At 64.5% G+C, this 17794-nt stretch carries 16 protein-coding genes; 5 read left to right on the top strand and 11 right to left on the bottom strand.

Features of this window, described 5'->3' with window-relative positions; translation table 11 throughout:
- Window positions 1-31 precede the first annotated feature (31 nt).
- The 4 genes from AC5RU3_RS11565 to AC5RU3_RS11550 are packed head-to-tail and all read right to left on the bottom strand — an operon-like array spanning window position 32 to window position 4404.
- On the bottom strand, window positions 32-1414 hold the full coding sequence (locus AC5RU3_RS11565) for an MFS transporter (RefSeq protein WP_493965595.1): 1383 nt from the start codon (window positions 1412-1414) through the stop codon (window positions 32-34).
- 57 nt (window positions 1415-1471) lie between these two features.
- Window positions 1472-2710: an NAD(P)/FAD-dependent oxidoreductase gene (locus AC5RU3_RS11560; protein WP_493965594.1), complete on the bottom strand. Its 1239-nt coding sequence runs from the start codon at window positions 2708-2710 to the stop codon at window positions 1472-1474.
- 3 nt (window positions 2711-2713) lie between these two features.
- Window positions 2714-3037: a 2Fe-2S iron-sulfur cluster-binding protein gene (locus AC5RU3_RS11555; RefSeq protein WP_309070847.1), complete on the bottom strand. Its 324-nt coding sequence runs from the start codon at window positions 3035-3037 to the stop codon at window positions 2714-2716.
- Window positions 3038-3087: 50 nt separating this feature from the next.
- A complete protein-coding gene (locus AC5RU3_RS11550) occupies window positions 3088-4404 on the bottom strand; it encodes a cytochrome P450 (RefSeq protein WP_309070848.1) in 1317 nt (438 codons plus the stop codon).
- Window positions 4405-4516: 112 nt separating this feature from the next.
- Here AC5RU3_RS11550 and AC5RU3_RS11545 point away from each other — a divergent pair, with 112 nt between their 5' ends.
- Both AC5RU3_RS11545 and AC5RU3_RS11540 read left to right on the top strand, forming a co-directional pair.
- Window positions 4517-5422: a LysR substrate-binding domain-containing protein gene (locus AC5RU3_RS11545; protein ID WP_309070849.1), complete on the top strand. Its 906-nt coding sequence runs from the start codon at window positions 4517-4519 to the stop codon at window positions 5420-5422.
- A 34-nt stretch (window positions 5423-5456) separates the two neighbouring features.
- The gene (locus AC5RU3_RS11540; RefSeq protein WP_309070850.1) at window positions 5457-6437 is read left to right on the top strand and encodes a glycoside hydrolase family 43 protein; all 981 of its coding nucleotides are present in this window, start codon (window positions 5457-5459) and stop codon (window positions 6435-6437) included.
- A 22-nt stretch (window positions 6438-6459) separates the two neighbouring features.
- On the opposite strand, the gene AC5RU3_RS11535 is transcribed toward AC5RU3_RS11540, so the two are convergent.
- Both AC5RU3_RS11535 and AC5RU3_RS11530 read right to left on the bottom strand, forming a co-directional pair.
- The gene (locus AC5RU3_RS11535; protein ID WP_493965593.1) at window positions 6460-7398 is read right to left on the bottom strand and encodes a DUF368 domain-containing protein; all 939 of its coding nucleotides are present in this window, start codon (window positions 7396-7398) and stop codon (window positions 6460-6462) included.
- A gap of 61 nt (window positions 7399-7459) precedes the next feature.
- Window positions 7460-7645 carry a PspC domain-containing protein gene (locus AC5RU3_RS11530; RefSeq protein WP_309070852.1) on the bottom strand — a complete coding sequence of 62 codons (186 nt, stop codon included), beginning with the start codon at window positions 7643-7645 and terminating at the stop codon, window positions 7460-7462.
- A gap of 122 nt (window positions 7646-7767) precedes the next feature.
- Here AC5RU3_RS11530 and AC5RU3_RS11525 point away from each other — a divergent pair, with 122 nt between their 5' ends.
- Window positions 7768-8502: a DUF72 domain-containing protein gene (locus tag AC5RU3_RS11525; RefSeq protein WP_493965592.1), complete on the top strand. Its 735-nt coding sequence runs from the start codon at window positions 7768-7770 to the stop codon at window positions 8500-8502.
- 91 nt (window positions 8503-8593) lie between these two features.
- Here AC5RU3_RS11525 and AC5RU3_RS11520 read toward each other — a convergent pair whose 3' ends face one another.
- From AC5RU3_RS11520 to AC5RU3_RS11505, 4 genes are all read right to left on the bottom strand, one after another.
- On the bottom strand, window positions 8594-9391 hold the full coding sequence (locus AC5RU3_RS11520; RefSeq protein ID WP_493965591.1) for an IclR family transcriptional regulator: 798 nt from the start codon (window positions 9389-9391) through the stop codon (window positions 8594-8596).
- Between the two features lie 8 nt (window positions 9392-9399).
- Window positions 9400-10233, bottom strand: a complete 834-nt coding sequence (gene kduI / locus AC5RU3_RS11515; protein WP_458115706.1) for a 5-dehydro-4-deoxy-D-glucuronate isomerase — start codon at window positions 10231-10233, stop codon at window positions 9400-9402.
- Window positions 10234-10251: 18 nt separating this feature from the next.
- Window positions 10252-11538 (bottom strand): TRAP transporter large permease, encoded by a 1287-nt coding sequence (locus AC5RU3_RS11510; protein ID WP_493965590.1) that lies wholly within the window; start codon window positions 11536-11538, stop codon window positions 10252-10254.
- Between the two features lie 65 nt (window positions 11539-11603).
- The gene (locus tag AC5RU3_RS11505; protein WP_493965589.1) at window positions 11604-14471 is read right to left on the bottom strand and encodes an FAD-binding and (Fe-S)-binding domain-containing protein; all 2868 of its coding nucleotides are present in this window, start codon (window positions 14469-14471) and stop codon (window positions 11604-11606) included.
- 62 nt (window positions 14472-14533) lie between these two features.
- Between AC5RU3_RS11505 and AC5RU3_RS11500 the strand changes: the two genes are divergently transcribed.
- Window positions 14534-15235 carry a GntR family transcriptional regulator gene (locus tag AC5RU3_RS11500; protein WP_493965588.1) on the top strand — a complete coding sequence of 234 codons (702 nt, stop codon included), beginning with the start codon at window positions 14534-14536 and terminating at the stop codon, window positions 15233-15235.
- Between the two features lie 49 nt (window positions 15236-15284).
- The gene (locus tag AC5RU3_RS11495; RefSeq protein ID WP_493965587.1) at window positions 15285-16949 is read left to right on the top strand and encodes an alkaline phosphatase D family protein; all 1665 of its coding nucleotides are present in this window, start codon (window positions 15285-15287) and stop codon (window positions 16947-16949) included.
- A 6-nt stretch (window positions 16950-16955) separates the two neighbouring features.
- On the opposite strand, the gene AC5RU3_RS11490 is transcribed toward AC5RU3_RS11495, so the two are convergent.
- Complete coding sequence (locus AC5RU3_RS11490) at window positions 16956-17759, bottom strand: hypothetical protein (RefSeq protein WP_493965586.1); 804 nt, start codon at window positions 17757-17759, stop codon at window positions 16956-16958.
- Window positions 17760-17794 lie beyond the last annotated feature (35 nt).

Genomic DNA, 17794 nt, shown 5'->3' with positions numbered 1-17794 from the left:
GGACAGCCAGCCCTTGACGGAGTGGGAGAGCCTAGGCGCCAGCCCTTTCGAAGGCCGGTTCGCGGCGCTTGTCGAAGACCGTGGCCCCGACTTCCTGCTCCGCCTGATTATCGATGGACAAATCAATCCCCTTGCGGTCCCGAAGAATGAGGACCGCAATCGTGGAAAGCACGGTCATGCCAAACAGGTACAGCGACACGGACGCGCTGGTTCCGGTGTTCTGGATCAGCGCCTGCGCGATGGTTGGGGCAAACGCTCCGCCGAGGATGGCACCAAGAGCGTAGGAGATGGATACTCCCGAAAAGCGCACGGATGCCGGGAAGATCTCGCTGTACCAGGCGGCCTGCGGACCGTAACTCAGCCCGAGTCCGATGGTGAAGAGGCCGAGCGCCACGTACAGCAGCGGCAACGATCCTGTGTCGATGAGCCAGAACAGCGGGAAGACCATCAACGCCTGCGATCCAAACCCAATCAGGTAGGTCTTCCTGCGACCGATCTTGTCGGCCAGGAACCCGGAGATGAAGGTGAAGATGAACCACATCGCAGCGGCGAACGTGATGGCCAAGAGTACGTCGGTGCGGTCCAGCCCAACCTCTGCCGTCGCGTAGCTGGGGATGAACCCTCCGGTCGCCATGTAACCGGCAGCGTTGTTTCCGGCGAAGACCAGAGCGGCCAGGAGCACCAACAGCCAGTGCTTGCGGAACAGTTCAGCTGCCGGAACCTTGGTCTGCTGCTTACGGGCCGCAATTTCCTCGAAGACGGGTGACTCATCGACCGCACGGCGGACCATGTAGCCCACGGCGATCAGGACGATACTCAGGAGGAAGGGAACCCTCCAACCCCATTCGATGAACGCCTCGCCCGGGGAAACCCAGCCGGTCATGACGGCGGTGACCCCTGAGGCAAGCAACATGCCGAGCGGGACGCCGAGCTGGGGGAAGGACCCTGCACGGCCCCGGCGGTCGCGCGGTGCGTGTTCGACGGCCATGAGGACGGCGCCGCCCCACTCACCTCCGGCGGAGATCCCCTGCAGGATCCTCAGCAGCAGCAACAGGATCGGCGCGAGGACGCCGATACTTTCGTAGGTGGGTAGAACGCCGATCAGCGTGGTTGCCGCACCCATCAGGATGAGCGTCACCACCAGCATCGGACGTCGGCCGATCTTGTCCCCGAAGTGTCCGGCAAGGAATGCTCCCAGCGGCCGGAAGAGGAAACTGATACCTACGGAAGCGAACGCCAGCAGAAGACCGATGGATTCACCGGCGGGCGCGAAGAAGACCTGTGCGAAGACCAACCCGGCGGCCGTGGCGTAGATGAAGAAGTCGTACCACTCGATGGTGGTGCCGACTATTGTGGCGAACGCGACGCGCCGTTGCGTCGCCTTCGACGCGGCAGCTGCCGATACTGCGGACATGTTTTCTCCTGGGATGAACGGTGAATGAGGTGGATGCGATGGGTTTCAGGATTGGTTTCAGGCTGCGGCGAGAAGGGCGGCCCGTGCGTATTCCTTCAGGCTGAAGCCGGCCACTGCCGCTTCGGCGGGAGCCGGTCCGCGACCGGCGGCAAGCAGCTTGCGCGCTGCCATGTGGTCGGCCGGCGCGTTGACGGATTCAACCGCTACAAGCTGACCGTCGCGGTAGCAGAGCACTGAAAAGGCGGCGGCACCCGGATTCCCGATGACTACGACGTCGTCGTCCGCCTGGGCGATACCGGCCATCTGCAGGCGCAGCTTGCCCTGCGTCGACCAAAACCAGGGAACATCCGTGTAGTTCGTCAGCGTTCCGAGGATGGTCTGGGCTGCATGGCGACCGTGGGCCGCTGCGTTCTGAACGGACTCCAGTCGGGTGACAGCCCCGGTATGGACGCTCGGGTAGCTGGCGCAGTCCCCGATAGCGAGGATCGAGGGGTCCGAGGTCCTCAGTGTGGACTCGACGAGGATTCCATTCTGCGTCTGGAGTCCGGCGCGGGCGGCGATGTCATCATTCGGTACGACGCCGATACCCACCACCACAAGGTCAGCCGGGTACGTAGTACCGGCAGTTGACACTGCAGCACCGACGCGGCCGTCAGGACCGACGTCGAAATGGTCGATACCTTCATTGAGCCGCAGTTGGATGCCGCTCTCCTGGTGCTTCCGTGCGAACCATTCCGCCGTCGTCGGAGTCAGCGCCCGCCCCATCGGCCGCGGGGCGAATTCCAGGACTGTGACGGAACATCCGTGGGCGTGCGCTGCTGCTGCGAATTCGAGCCCAATGAAGCCGGCGCCGACCACCACCACGTTCCGTGCCGTGGCCAGCGCACTGTGCAGAGCCCGGGCATCCTCCAGAGTCTTCAGGCCCCGTACACCCTCCAGTGTTGCGCCAGCACACGCCAGCTCGCGGTTGCGTGCGCCGGTGGCGAGAACCAGGTGCTCGTAATTAAGGACCGATCCGTCCGAGAGCGTGACCGTGCTGGCGTCCCTATCTATGTCCGTCGCTCTCACGCCCGCTCTCAGGTCAATGTCCTTGTCCTGATAGAACGACGGCGTGCGCAGGGGCAGCGGCTCGGGATTCCCTGAAGCAGCCAGGTAATCCTTGGAGAGGGGCGGGCGCTGATAGGGAAGCTCCGGCTCGTCCTCAATGATGATGACTGGTTTGGTGTACCCACCGGAACGGAGCGAATCGGCGACCTGGAGGCCGGCATGGCCTCCCCCAATAATGACAACGCTCACGGCCTACACCTGTCCCTCAGGGATGTCGACGACGATGCCGTCCAATTCCGTGCTGACGCGAACCTGGCAGCCCAAACGGGAGGCGTCGGTTCGTTCGGCAGTGGTGCAATCGAGCATCTCCTCTTCGTCCTCGCTGATGTCGGGCAGTGCATCTGCAAACTCGGGACGGACGTAGACGTGGCAGGTGGCGCACATCGCCTGTCCCCCGCACTCCCCCACGATGCCGTTTACGTTGTTGGCGACTGCGGCGCGCATGAGGGACGTGTTGTCCTCCACGGTGACGGTGTCGGACTGGCCGCTGGGCTGGACATAGGTGATGGTAGGCATGGTTCTCCTGAAGGAATGGTGAGTAGGAAGGGGACGCCGTGTGAGCCGGGCTAGTCCCAGAGGACCGGCATCTTGATCAGGCCACGGAACACCCAACCGGCGTCGACCGCCGCGTTGTCGGGGTCCAGGCGCAGACCGGGGAGTCTGTCGAAGAGGGCGGGCATAGCAACCTGCGCTACCTGTGCCCGTGCAATCCACGTGCCGGCGCAGAAGTGCTGACCGCCGCCGAAACCGAGGTGCGGCTTCTTGGCCCGGTGGATGTTGTACGACTCCGGATCCACGAATACTGCCGGATCCCGGTTGGCGGCGCCGAGCACCACACCGAGCCGAGCGCCTTCGGGGATACGCACGCCTTCGAGGACTGTCTCGCAGGTTGTCTGGCGCGGGTACATGCCGATGGGCGCGACCCAACGCACGGATTCCTCGAAAGCCGTAGCGTGCAGCTTCGAGTCAGCCACGACATCCGCGAGTTGGTCGGGGTGGGAGAGCAATGCCCAGACGGTGGTCGCGAGGACATCGCGCGGTTCATTCAGCCCACCGCCGATGGTCATCTTCAGGTTTGCCCTGACGGACTCGAGCGGAATCGGCAAGGAGGCCAGCCCCGAGAGGAGGGAGTGATCGGGGTTCTTCAGCAGGTACGGGATCATGTCATCGATTGCCGCGTCCACCTCGGCTGAGGCGGCCTCGCTCTTCGCCCACACGTCCGCGTCATCGGCGTAGTTGCCGGTTCCGTCGATCATCGACTGGCTCCAGCGCTGCAAATCTTCCTGCGTGGAGTTGTGGAACCCGCAGATCAGTCGGAGGTTCTCGGCCGCATAGGGTGCTGCGTAATCCCAGACGAAGTCCGCTCCCGGCCCCTTGGCGACGAGCTCGTCGAGGTACTTCCGGTTGTTCTCCTCGAAGATGGCGGCCCAATGCTTCTTGATCGTGCCCGGCCGGAGCGTGCTGCCGTAGGAGTCGCGGTCCACCTTGTGCTCCGGATCGTCCTTGCGGAGCATGGAATGCCCCATGGCGCGCTTCATCAGGGAGCCCGTCTCATTGGCAGAGAAAACGTCCGCGTCCTGTTCGATGGCGTGGCAGGCGGCGTAACTCGTCACCATGTAACGGTTGACGGCCGGGACCCAGTGCACTGGCGCCTCTTCGCGCATCCTCCGGTAGATCGGGAATGGGTTCCGGTGGAGTTCGGGGATCGTGACCCAGTCGGCGACAGGCGGGTCAATGGGCGCCTCGGTGTTCTCCGCAACGCTGCCGGACCCTACGTGGTCGGCGGGAAGGGATGCCAACACCGCAGCGCGTTCGGTAGGGTCCGTGGGCAGGTTCCCGCTGAAGGGACATGCGGCGGTCTCGGATGGCCCCTGGACATTCATGGCTGATCTCCTGCACTGAGCGACATTGCTGATGGATTCAGTGTGGCCTGACTCATATCAGCAGGTAAAGTACAAGAATCAGGGCTATATCCACGGTTTGGGTGAGGTGTTCATGGCACGGTATACGCTCCGGCAACTGGAGGCGTTTGTCGCCGTAGCTGAACAAGGCAGCCTCACCTCCGCTGCGGAGAAGCTCCATGTGTCCCAGTCAGCCATTTCCGGTGCCATCAACAACCTTGAACGCGTCTTCGGCGCACAGCTGACCATTCGCCGTAAGGCTCATGGAGTGACCCTTACCTCCGCCGGAAAGTACGTTCTCGACCGGTCGAAAGGCCTCCTGAACGCGGCGTCGGACCTCGAATTACACGCCTCCGACGCTGGGACCGAACTGCGGGGCGCCCTTACACTCGGCTGCTATCGCACGCTCGCGCCCACCGTGCTCGCTGGCCTCATCGACCAGTACAGCCGGCTCTACCCACTGGTGGAGCTCGATTTCTTCGACGGACCACAGTCGGAGATTCAGGAACGGGTCCTCGCAGGCCGGCTGGATCTCGCAGTCGCTTACGACCTGGGGCTGCCCGCCGGGCTGCAGCGCAAGCGCCTGTACGAGGCTGCGCCCTCCATCGTGCTGGCAGCGGATCACCCGTTGGCGTCCCGGCCTTCCCTTGGGTTGAACGATGTGGCCGATGAACCGATGATCCTGCTGGACGTGAATCCGAGCCGCGAGAACACCATGATGATGTTCTCCAGCGCCGGGCTGCAGCCCAATATCCGGTTCCGCACAACGGACTACGAGGTCACACGGTCGCTGGTCGGACGCGGGATGGGCTACGCAATCCTGATTCAACAACCGGCAGCGAATCAGACCTACGAAGGCCGCCCGCTTGTAGTCCACCCCATGACACCGGTCATTCGAACCGTCCCGGTCTCGATCGTGTGGCCGGGCTCCGTGACGCCCTCCCAGAGCGCTGCCGCCATGGTGGCGCTTGCCTCCGAGCTCTACGCCGATGCCGGCTGATTCGCAGCCGGCAGCGTCTGAAAGACTGACTCCCGTGACTCCATCCCATGCTGCTTCCGCGGACACAACCCATAACGACGACGACGCCTCCCAGCGCTGGCTCTTCGCCTACTTCACTCCCGAGACGGAGAAGGAAGGCGAGCAGGTCCGCTTCGCCGTAAATTCCGGCCCGGATGCAAGGACGTGGATACCCCTCAACGATGGCAACCCCATCCTGATCAGCGACGTCGGCGAGCGCGGCGCGCGGGACCCCTTCATCTTCCGCGACCATACGCGTGACAAGTTCGTTGTGCTCGCCACCGACCTGCGCGTTGCGACGGACGGCGACTGGGACCGAGCCGAGCACCGCGGCAGCCGGTCAATCCTCGTGTGGGAATCCGAGGACCTGATGACGTGGTCCGGCCCGCGGCTCGTCCCCATCGCCCGTGAGGACGCCGGCAACGCCTGGGCCCCGAAAGCCTTCTGGTCCATAGAACGGGACGCCTGGCTGGTGTTCTTCGCGTCATCGCTTCCGGGCATCGGTGAGGCAGGAAGTGATTACCAGCGCATGTTCGTCACCGAAACGGCCGACTTCGCCAGCTTCAGTGCACCCGTCCTGTACCTGGACCTCGGCAAGTCCGTCATCGACGTGACCTTCCTGCAGGTGGGCCAGTGGTGCTACCGCTTCTCCGCAACCTCCCGCCCCGCGGGGAGCCCCGAGGATGACGCTTTCGTGTTCGTTGAACGCGGCCGCAGCCTGCTCGACCCTGACTTTGAGCCCTGGGTAGTAGCCGCCGGAAAGGGGGACATCAGGCAGGGCGAGGGTCCCGCCGTCGTCCTGCCCTCCGACGGTTCCGCACCGTTGCTGCTGATCGACGAATTCGGGCTGAGCGGCTATCACCTGTTCGAAGCCGCTGACCCGGAGCTGCGGGAATGGAAGCACGTGCACGACGCCGTCCTGCCGCCCCGTGCACGCCACGGCTCGTTGCTGGCGATCACCCCTGAGGAACACGCACGGCTTCTGCGACGCCGATGACCCCTGCCAACGTCCTGGCAGACTAGGCGGGCTTGTGCGCCCGTCGGCCAAGCAGCCACATCAGGATGACCATCGATGCTCCTGCCACAGCCGCGGTCAGAGGTCCTGCCCAGGCGCCGGGCTCTGGGGCGAGCAGCGCTGTGTCATCTTGCCAGGGCCAAAGAGCGCGGACTGAGCCAAGGATCAGACCGGCAGCGATCAGGAGCGTGGGGACTTGGTGTTTGCGCAGGAGGTACGCGAGGAGCCGGACCACGGTCACAAGCCCCAGGAATGCGCCGGCGCCAAAGAGCGCGATGTAAGCAAGATCCCTGGAGCTGACGGCTTCCAGAGTCGGTTCGTACATGCCCACCGTGAGCAGGACAAACGACCCGGACAGCCCGGGAAGTACGAGCGCCCCAACCGCTGCCGCTCCACTGATGACGAGGATCCACCACCGCGGCTCGTCGACCTGTAGGGCCGGAATGCCAAGGAAGAGAAACGTAAGCGATGCGACTGCCAGCACCACGGCCACGTTGCGGACGTGGCGACCTGGCTTTGCCGATGTCGCTTGACGAACCATCGACGCCGGTACCAGCAGACTCGCGAGAACCATGCCGAAGAAGAGCGCCCGCGCCAGGACGGGTTGTGTGTCAACGAAGTGGTGAAGCGGTCCGGCAAGGGTGAGGAGAGCGACCACCATGCCGGCAACCAGCGGAAGGACGAGCACCCACTCGACCTGCTTGAGGTGCTGCAAGGCTGACCCGACGCTGCGGCGACGTACCAGCGACGCGACACCATGGACGGCATGGTTCGCTGAGCGGATCAGCCGCTCATAGATTCCAAGGACCAACGCCATCGTGCCGCCGGAGACTCCGGGAACGAGTTCCACGAGACCGATTACGGCCCCCTGGAGGAGAGCAGGGATGAGTCGCAACCACCCTCTGGTAGGAACAGGAGCGCTGGGTACCGGAAGCGAAGTCATCCCTTCAACGGTAAGTGCAAGGAGCCGATCGGCCTGAATCGGAGCCGGCGTGCGGTGGCGGTCAGCCGCTGGACTTGGGCAGGATGATCCACAGGATGATGTAGACCAACTCGCCAATGCCTACCAGTCCGAAGATGATGAAACCGATCCGGACAAGCCACGTGGGCAGGCCGAATCCGGTTGCGATAGCCGCGCAGACTCCGGCTATCAGTTTGCCGTTACGGGGACGTACCAGTGTGCCAGCCATGCGGCGACTCTACGCCCGTCGGGGACCCGGCGGAACCCCGCTCTTCAAACGTCGCGAGCGTTCTATCGGCCGGTTGCTAGTGTGACCAAGGTGAGTGAAGCGGACCCTAGGTCAACCGGGCAATGAGCGAAGTCCGTATCGGAACCTCCGGCTGGAGTTACGACCACTGGAACGGCGTCTGCTACCCGCACGGGACACCGCCGGCGAGACGGCTGGACCACTACGTGAGCCGGTTCAACACGGTGGAGCTCAACGCCAGCTTCTACCGCTGGCCGCGCGACGCGACGTTCGCCGGGTGGCGGCGTCGCCTTCCGCCGGGGTTTGCGATGTCCGTCAAGGCACCACGCGGACTGACGCACGGTAAGAAGCTGTACCAGCCGGAGGTCTGGATCGAGCGGATCGCCCGCTGCTGGCACGAGCTTGGTGACCGCCGCGCCGCCCTCCTCCTTCAACTCCCGCCATCCATGGAGCGCGACGACGCCCGCCTCGACTACTTTCTCACCCACCTGCCGTGGTGGATCCGGGTAGCGGTCGAGTTCCGTCATCCGAGCTGGGATGACGACGCCGTGTACGCGATGCTCGAACGTCACCAGGCCGCGTACTGCGTGATGAGCGGAGCAGGGCTCCCCTGCGTCCTGAAAGCGACAGCTCCCTTTGTGTACGTTCGGCTGCACGGACCGGATCACGGGCATCTTTACGCGGGCTCGTACTCGGACGCCGACCTTCGCTGGTGGGCGGACCGTATCTCGGAGTGGCACAGTTCCGGTCGGGACGTCTACGTGTACTTCAATAACGACGGCGCCGGCCACGCCGTGCGAAATGCGGAGACTTTGCGGGTGTTGGTGGGCAAACTTTGACTATGCTCGGCTCGTGAATCCGGGGAAGAACAGGGAAAACGTGCAGCGCGGAGAGCCTCTGCAACTGAGGCACCGCCCCGATGAGGAACCTCTACGCGCTGGCACGCTCCACGGACGATCCAAGTGCCCGGGAGATCTCGTTCGCCGCTGCGACAGCCTGCGGAGCAAACTGCTCGATGCTGGAGCCCGGATACTCCAACTCGAGGGATGAGATCGACAGACCATACGTCACGCGGCCGAGGTGGTCACGGATGGGGGCTGAAACGCACACCGTACCGCGCTCGTTTTCGCCCAGATCGAGTGCATACCCGCGCTGGCGCACGTTAGCGAGTTCCGCGTGTAACTTCTCAGGGTCGGTGATGGTGTCACCGGTTCGGGCCGGCAGACCGACCTCAGCCACCAACCGGTCCACCTGCTCAGCCGTCCAGCTGGAGAGCACCGCCTTGCCCATGCCCGAGCAATGCATGGGCATCGACAGGCCTACGCGCGAGGCCATCCGATAAGGCTTCGACGAGTCCTTGCGGATGACGTAAACCATCTCGAAGCCATTCGCGACGCCGACGTGAACCGTACAGTCGACTTCGCGAACGAGCCTGTCGACGATCGGCTCCGCGATGAAGGAGATGTCGAGCCTTGAGATAGCCCTACCGGCAATGCCGAGGAGCCTGGAGCCGGGGTGGTACCCACGATCGCTGTCGCCGCTAACGAACTGCAGCTCAGCAAGCGTTGCGAGGATACGGTGCACGGTCGCCTTGGGCAGCCCGGTTTCCTCGACGATGTCCGTAAACCGGTCGTAGAGGATCGCGGCCTCGAGCACCCGCAGGGTCTTCTCACTAGCGCCCATGGACGGCGCCGGGCTTGTATCAAGCTCCCTGGCTTCCCCGGTCATGGCCCGCATCATCTCACGTCAACAATCGCGACGCCATCCATATCGTCGAACGCCTGATTCTCCCCGGCCATCGCCCACACGAACGAGTAGTTGGATGTTCCGACACCCGAATGGATCGACCAGGACGGCGAGAGCACCAGTCCCCCGTCGCCGACAAGCATGTGCCTGGTTTCTGTCGGCTCGCCCATGAGATGAACGACGCGAGCCTCCTCGGGGATATCGAAGTAGACGTAGAACTCAGTGCGACGGTCGTGGGTATGTGCCGGCATCGTGTTCCACATGCTGCCGGGGTGCAGTTGCGTCACACCCATGACGACCTGGCAACTGCGCACACCGTTCTCGTGGATGTACTGGTTGATTGTCCGTCGGTTCGAGGTCAACGGATCACCGAGCTCACGGACCGTGCCCTGACCGGGCTCGACCAACGCCGTCGGGTAGGAAGCGTGCGCGGGTGCAGAGAAGCCGTAGAAGCGCGCGGGGGTGCCGGCATCGTCGGACTCGAAAAAAACATCCTTCACTCCGCGGCCCAGGTACAGGCACGCCCCTGTGGTCATCACGTGACGCTCGCCATCGGCCTGGACGGTGCCCGGCCCGCCGATGTTGACGATGCCGATCTCGCGATGGTCAAGAAACTGTTCGCTGCGGATCTCCGGGACAGCTTCGAGCGCAATAGGTGCGTCGGTTGGCACGGCGCCAACAGCCACCACGCGGTCGTAGTGCGTGACGACGATGCGCACGCTGCCCGGCACAAAGAGGTCTTCAATCAGGTAGCGGTCACGCAGCTGCTGCTGGGTGGCTCCGGGAATCTGCTCGGGGGATGTCGGCCCGTAGACGGCGGTCATGGAATTCCTTCCGGTCGGTTAGAGCAGTCCCATGAGGCCCGGTAGCCACAGGGAAAGCTGGGGGACGAAGACGATAATGAACAGCAGCACAACGAGCACGATCAGGAACGGCACCAGTTTGACGATAACCGGTTCGAGCTTGACCTTCGCCACCTGGGTACCGACAAACAGCACGGGCGCTGACGGGGGCGAGATCACCGCAATCGAGAGGTTGAATACCATGATGATTCCGAAGTGCACGGGGTCGATGCCGTAGGAAACAGCGATCGGCAGGAAGATTGGCGTGAATATCAGGATTGCCGGCGTCGGATCAAGCGGGATACCGATCAACAGCAGCACAAGCATCATGATCAGCAGCACTATAACCTTCGAGTCAGTCCACCCGAAGAGCGAATCAGCGATCAGCTGCGGCAACCGGGCATAGGTCATCACGTAGGACATGATCGACGAGACCGCGATCAGGAAGATGACGATCGCACTGGTGCGGCAGGCGTCGAACAACACGCGCGGCAGGTCCTTGACCGAGATGGTGCGGTAGAGGAACGAGAGAAGCAGGGAGTAGATCACTGCAACTGCCGAGCCCTCGGTCGGGGTGAAGAAGCCGGCAACAATGCCGCCGATCGCCACGACGATCAGGCCGAGGGATGGAACGGCGCGGCCGAAGGTCACGAGGAAAACCGAGAACTTGGGCCAGGGCTCGCCCCGTAGCTCGGGATGGCGACGAGCGTAGACCAGCCCGACGACGGCGCACGCGACTGCCCAGAGAATGCCGGGAATGTACCCCGCGACAAACAGGGCGCCCAGCGACGTGCCGCCGGCGGCCAGGGAGTAGACGATGAGCGTGTTGCTCGGCGGGATCAGCATGAGCGACCCTGTCACAATCGGCGTGGTGACTACCGGATCTGTCGGAGTGATGATCGCGCCCAGCAGGAGTGCCAGCACAAATGGGACTCCCAGTAGCGCCCACAGCACACCGGTCGCCACGATCAACATCCCGATCATTCCCAGCAGGATGATGACAACGATCCAGCGCAGGTTCTTCCGCCAGTATCCGTGCGGCAGACGAAGGGCGACCCCGGTCAATCCGACCGCTAGGGTGATCCGGGCTGCTTCTTCGAGCAGCGTCCCTGTGGGAACACCGAAATCCTCGATTGTCATGACACCGAGACAATAGGGGCCGATCAGCGCCCCGAACAACAGGGCAAGCACTGGCCCCGGCAAGCTCACCCGTTGCATCAGCGTGGAGAAAGCAGAAAGCACGAGTACCGCACCGGCAAACAGCGTCAGCACGAGATTGATCGTCATGGATATCTCGTACCCCCTTTTCCCGGCACTAAACCAGTTGTGATGCTATGGCGCTGGCATATCGGTCACATCGTCGTATCCAGGCGCTCTGCCAGCAGTTGCGCCAGATGAATTCCCTTCCGCTCGCTGAGGTCCTCCAGTTGAGTACGGCAGGAGTAGCCGTCGGCGAGCACGACGGCGTCATCAGCCGCCGCACGAACCGCCGGCAACAGTTGCTGCTCGGCCACCGCAACAGACACCTCGTAGTGGCCGCGTTCCACCCCGAAGTTGCCGGCGAGCCCACAACAGCCTCCGAGCTTCTGAAGCTCGGCACCCGCTCCTTCGAGCAGCGCGGCATCGGGACTCCACCCCATGACGGCGTGATGGTGGCAGTGCGGCTGGGCCACGATGGTGGTTCCCTCCAGCGACGGCGGCTTGTAGCCCGGCGTTTTGGCGAGCAGCTCGGCGAGGGTGTGGGTCGCTCCGGCAACCCGGCCCGCCTCTGCGCGGCCCAACAGCTCGATCGAGTCCGACCGCAGCACCCCCGTACAGGACGGCTCGAGGCCCACGATGGGGATACCCTGCTCGGCGTACTCCATCAGGGCGCCTACTGAGGACCGCAGGATTTTGCGCGCGCTGTCCAGTTGCCCGGTCGAGATCCAAGTGAGGCCGCAGCACACAGGTTTCTCCGGAATCCGGACCTCATACCCCGCATCCTCGAGGACCCTCGCTGCGGCCTTGCCGACGTCGGGTGAGAAGTTGTTGGTGAAGGAGTCTGCCCAGAGCAGTACCTGCGGCCGCCCGTCGGACGCGGGTGTGGACCGTGACTGGAACCACTTGTGAAAGGTCTGCGGGGCAAACGCCGGGATGTTGCGACGCTGGTCAACGCCGGCCAGCCGCAGCCCGAGCTTCCCGAGGCCCGGCAGACCGGTCAGCGCGTTGACCAGCCGCGGAGCCACGGCAGCGAAGGAAGCCCAGCGCGGCAACCAGCCCAGTGAATAATGGGACGCCGGCCGGATGCGCCCCTTGTAGCTCTGGTGCAGCACCTCGGCCTTGTAGGACGCCATGTCGATCCCCGTGGGGCAATCGGACGCACACCCCTTGCAGGACAGGCAGAGGTCCAGTGCATCATGGACCTCCGGTGCACGCCAGTTGGGCTTCCCATGCTTATGACCGGCGGCGGTTCCGCCCGTGACGCTTCCGTTGATCATCTCCTGCAGCGCACGGGCACGGCCGCGGGTGGAGTCCTTCTCCTCAAGGGTCGCCACGTAGGACGGGCACATCACCGTCTGGTTGTCCCGGTGCGCCGCGCGGCACTGTCCCACGCCGGTACAGCGGTGAACTGCCTGGCTGAAGTCGCCGTCGTCGTGCTCGTAGCCGAAAGCCAGTCCCGTACGCAGGGGGCCGGCTTCCGCGACCCGGAGGTTGGCGTCCAGCGGCTCGGGATCAATCAGGACCCCCGGGTTGAGGATGTTGTCCGGGTCGAAGATGCCTTTCACCTTGCCAAACAGCGACAACGCGTCCGGCGTATACATGTACCGCAGGAGTTCGCTGCGCGCCCGTCCGTCGCCGTGTTCGCCCGAGAGGGACCCACCATAGGATGCGACCAGCCGGGCCGCATCGGTGAGGAACGCGCGGAAGGCGGCGGCGCCGTCGTCGCGCTGGAAGGGGAAGTCCAGGCGCACGTGCACGCAGCCGTCGCCGAAGTGACCGAAGGGGAAGCCTGTGAGGTTATGCGTCAGCAGGAGTTCGTCGAATTCACGCAGGTAGTCGCCTAACCGTTCCGGCGGGACAGCCGCGTCCTCCCACCCGGCGTGCGCAGGTGCTCCGGCAGGTGACCGGCCCGCAAGTCCTCCGCCGTCCTCGCGGATGCGCCACAACGCCGCGGCCTGAAGCGGGTCGGTGATGATGCGGGCGTGTCGGGCTGCTTCGATGCGGCTCACCGCAGCCGCCCTGTCCGCCACCTCCAGGGCATCGTCACCCGAGATCTCGACGAACAGCCAGGCCGCCCCACCGGGCAGTTCAGGCACCGCCCGCGGACCCTTGCGTGTGCGCACCACCTCGACGATGCGCGAATCGAGCCCCTCACACGCCGTGGGTTTGAACGGAAGGACCGCAGTCACGGCGTCACCGGCGTCCCCGATGTTCCGGAATCCCAGCACCACCATGGTTTTATGGGGCGCGTCCTTCACCAGCCGCACGCCGGCTTCGAGCACGACGGCGAGGGTCCCCTCGCTGCCCACGAGCATCCTCCGCAGGTCAAACCCCCGCTCCGGCAGGAGGTGCTCGAGCGAATACCCGGACACCTGCCGCCCGAACCGCCCCAGTTCGGTGCGGATGGTCCCCAGGTTCGCGCTCACCAATGAGCGGAGGGCATCGGTCTCCGACGACGACGGCGTCTCCCCTGCTCCCAGCTTCAGCCGCGTTCCGGAGCCGGTCAGCACGTCGAGGTGGGTCACGTTGTCGGCCGTCCGGCCGTAAGCGAGGGCGCGTGATCCGCACGCGTTGTTACCGATCATCCCGCCTACGGTGCAGCGCGTGTGCGTCGACGGGTCAGGTCCGAAGCGCAGCCCGTTGGCGAGCGCGACTTTCTGCAGCGTGGCGTGAATGGCACCCGGTTCCAAGACCGCGGTACCGCTCTCGGCGTCGAACTTCAGGACCCGATTGAGGTGACGGCTGAAGTCGATGACCACGCCACGGCCGATCGCGTTTCCCGCGAGGGATGTCCCGGCTCCACGTGAGGTAAACGGGATCCCCCGCTCGCGGCACACCTCGAGTGTGGCGAACACTTCGTCGAGATGGCGCGGAAAGACGACTGCGGCCGGCTGGATCCGGTACAACGAAGCATCGCTGGAGTAGACCGCGCGCGACGTCGCGTCCGCCCGGGCATCGCCCACTCCACGCGATTGGAGTTCCGAAACCAGGGACCGGGGAGCTGAGAGCGTCGTCGCCATGGGTAACATGTTACTACGCCGTGCTGCTCTGGGTACTTTTCTCACGCGACTACTCTGGACGCATGCCATCTGTTCAGACGCCGAGACCGCCGTCGCTCACCGAGCGCACCATTGAAGCGGTCCGGGACGGCATCCGGAATGGTTCATTCGTGCCAGGTGAGCTGTACTCGGTGTACCAGTTGGCGGACCGGCTTGGGGTGTCCCGCAGCCCGGTGCGCGAGGCATTGCTGCGACTGGCCGAGACCGGAATGGTGAGCATCGAGAAGAACCGCGGCTTCCGGGTGGTGCTGCCCGGCGCACGTGAGCTCGCCGAGATCATGGCCGTGCGGCTCGCACTCGAAGTACCGGCCGCTGCGCGGGCCGCCAGGCGTGCCGGCCCTGCCGACCGCGCAGCCCTCGAAGCGGAACGCGAGTCCATGCAGCAGGCTGTAGATACCGGCAACGAAGGCGACTTCCTCCTCCACGACCAACGGCTCCACTCCGTCCTGCTCAATCTCGCCGGCAACACCCACGCCATCCGCATCATCGACAACCTGCGCGACGCTACCCGCCTGGTGGGCATGTCCACCATCCGCACAGCGCGCTCCCTCGATGATGTCTACGCTGAGCACCTGCCGATTCTCACCGCCGTCGAGCATGGCGACCCCGCCGCCGCAGCCGACGCCATGCGCCATCACCTGGAATCGACGGGAAGGCTCCTGCTGCGCGGAGCGGCAACCGAGCACGACGACGTCGACCGCCTGTGGGAGGACTACGTCGGCTGAGCCGACGGTGCCGATAGCGGAGGCGCGTCCGCACGGGTAGAAAGGAGGGATGGACTCTCCGTTGATACTCGGCCCGATGCTCCGTTACGTCGACGAAACAACCGCGAGCGTATGGGTCGAAACGCGCTCCACTGCGTGCGTTCGAGTCAACGCTGCCGGGAACTCGTGGGAGGCGGGAACCTTCGCCGTAAACGGGCACCATTACGCCCTGGTCGAAGTGGACCGCCTGGACCCGGGATCGAGCTCACCCTATACGGTGGAGATCGACGGGCATCGAGTCTGGCCTGAGGAGGGATCGCCCTTTCCGCCGCCGACGATCCGCACCCTGGACCCGGATCGTCCGTTCCGCCTGTCGTATGGCTCCTGCCGGACAAGCGAAGCGAACGACCTCGCTGCCCACAAGACCCACGGGGTGGACTCCCTGCTCGCCTTCGCCCTGGACCTTGCTGTGCGGGAAGAAGAAGTGCGGCCTGATCTCATCGCGTTCCTGGGCGACCAGGTGTATGCGGACATCCCGAGCTATGAAATGCGCGAACTCATCCGTGAGGACCGCGGCATCAACACCAAGCTCGACGCCGAGCTTCGCAACTATGAGGAGTACACCCAGATCTACCGGCTCGCCTGGTCGAACCCGGCGATTCGGTGGCTGCTTTCAACTCTTCCGAGCGCCATGATCTTCGATGACCATGACATCCGGGACGACTGGAACTCGTCGCTGCTTTGGAAGAAGAAGGTCGCAACCCTCCCGTGGTGGCGCGACCGGATCGTCTCCGGGCTGGCGTCCTACTGGGTCTACCAGCACCTGGGCAACCTCTCGCCGGATGAACGTGCTGCCGATGAGGTGTGGCAAACCATCCAGCAGCATCAGGGTCCGGGCGAACTTGAGCTGGGGCCGATGGTCGAGGCCGTCGTGGAGGAAGCGGATCGGGATCCGGAACGCTATCGCTGGAGTTTCTGCCGCGACTTCGGTGATACGCGGCTGATCGTCCTCGACTCGCGCGCGGCACGCGTCCTTGAACCGGGCAAACGGTCCATGCTCGACCCCAAGGAATTGCAGTGGCTTGATGAGCGGATGCAGGGCGACCGGCGGCACCTGCTCGTGGCCACCTCGCTGCCGTTCCTGCTTCCGCGGGGTCTTCACCACATCGAGGACTGGAACGCCGTGCTGGCCGACGGGCGGTGGGGCGAACGTCTCGCCACCCTCGGCGAATGGATCCGGCAATCAATCGACCTTGAGCACTGGGCGGCATTCCCCGAGAGTTTCCGGGCTGTCGCGGAGATGACAACGGAGGTCGCCGAAGGCAGCCGTGGCGCGGCCCCCGAGACGGTGACATTCCTGTCCGGTGACGTTCACTTCTCCTACATCGAGGAAGTGGACCACCCGATGCAGTCGCGGGTGCTGCAGGCCGTCTGCTCTCCGATCCGCAACCCCTTGCGGCCCGCATTGCGCTGGGTGGCGGCACTGCTGTCGACCCGGGTGGCAGGCCCGCTCGGAGGTGTACTGGCTCGCTTCGTGCCGCGCCCTCCGTTCCACTGGTCCACCCTGAAGAGCCCGTGGTTCGACAACAACCTCGCAAGCCTGGAGGTAGCCGAGGAGGGGCTGAAGCTGCGGTGGGACACCGGCGTCGTCAGCGAAGGAAACCACGGTGCTCCGACGCTGAGGGAGGTCACCTCGATCACCATTGCACCGCATTCGGCGAGGGCGCCGCGCTAGGGACGCCTAGAGGACGGCCGGCTCGAGCAGCTGCGCCGCGAGGTCAGCCAACTTATCCTGTGCGGCGGCATCCAGCTCGCTGGGGCTCATCGCCTGCACGTTCGCCACTACTCCATTGCCGCGGGCGGTGACTGAGAGGGTGTGGAAGACCTGCTCCGACCCGACCTCTTGCGTCATCCGGACCGCAAAAGACTCCTCGCCGATGGGATCCAGTGGGAGCTCCTCTGTGGTCGACGTGATGGTGTTGCCCTGAATGGTCGCAGTCACCACGGCACAATCCTGCAGCGCTTCGCGGCTGACCTCGAACGCGTCCTGGACAGCTTGTTCCGTCGACCCGTCGAAGAGTACGACAGCCAGATAGCCACCCGACTCATCGGCCGCGCCCACCCCGCTCACGGCTTCCGCTGCAAGGTCCCCTGCTCCGGCCATGTTTCCCGTGGCGTGGTCCTTGCATTCCGCAGGCTGCACGTCTGCGCCTTCCATCGCCGACTGCACGATCTCAAGTCCCGCAGCCGCCTGTTCTGCTGACACAAGCTGCAGCGGATTACCGAGTGAATCGGTCAGGGCCGTGATGCGTGCCTCAAGTTCCGCTTTACTGACCTGCGCCACTGCTGGATCAGAAGCCGGAGCGGAAGAAGCCGGCGCAGTGGCCGAGGCGGTGCTTTCCGCCGACGGCTCGGCGCTCACGCTTGCATCCGCCGGGGCGGTGGCGCTGGCCGGCCCCACCTCGGGTTCTTCGCCACCACCGCTGCAGCCGGTAAGGAGCAACGCTGCTCCGAGCACGCAGGATGAAACAAGAGTTGATCGCATGATGTGGGCCCCCAGGTTGGCAGCGGCTTTCCGCT

The sequence above is a fragment of the Arthrobacter sp. MDB1-55 genome (assembly GCF_059092925.1).
Note: the sequence above shows the minus strand (reverse complement) of the source record. Positions and strands in the feature narration are given on the sequence as shown.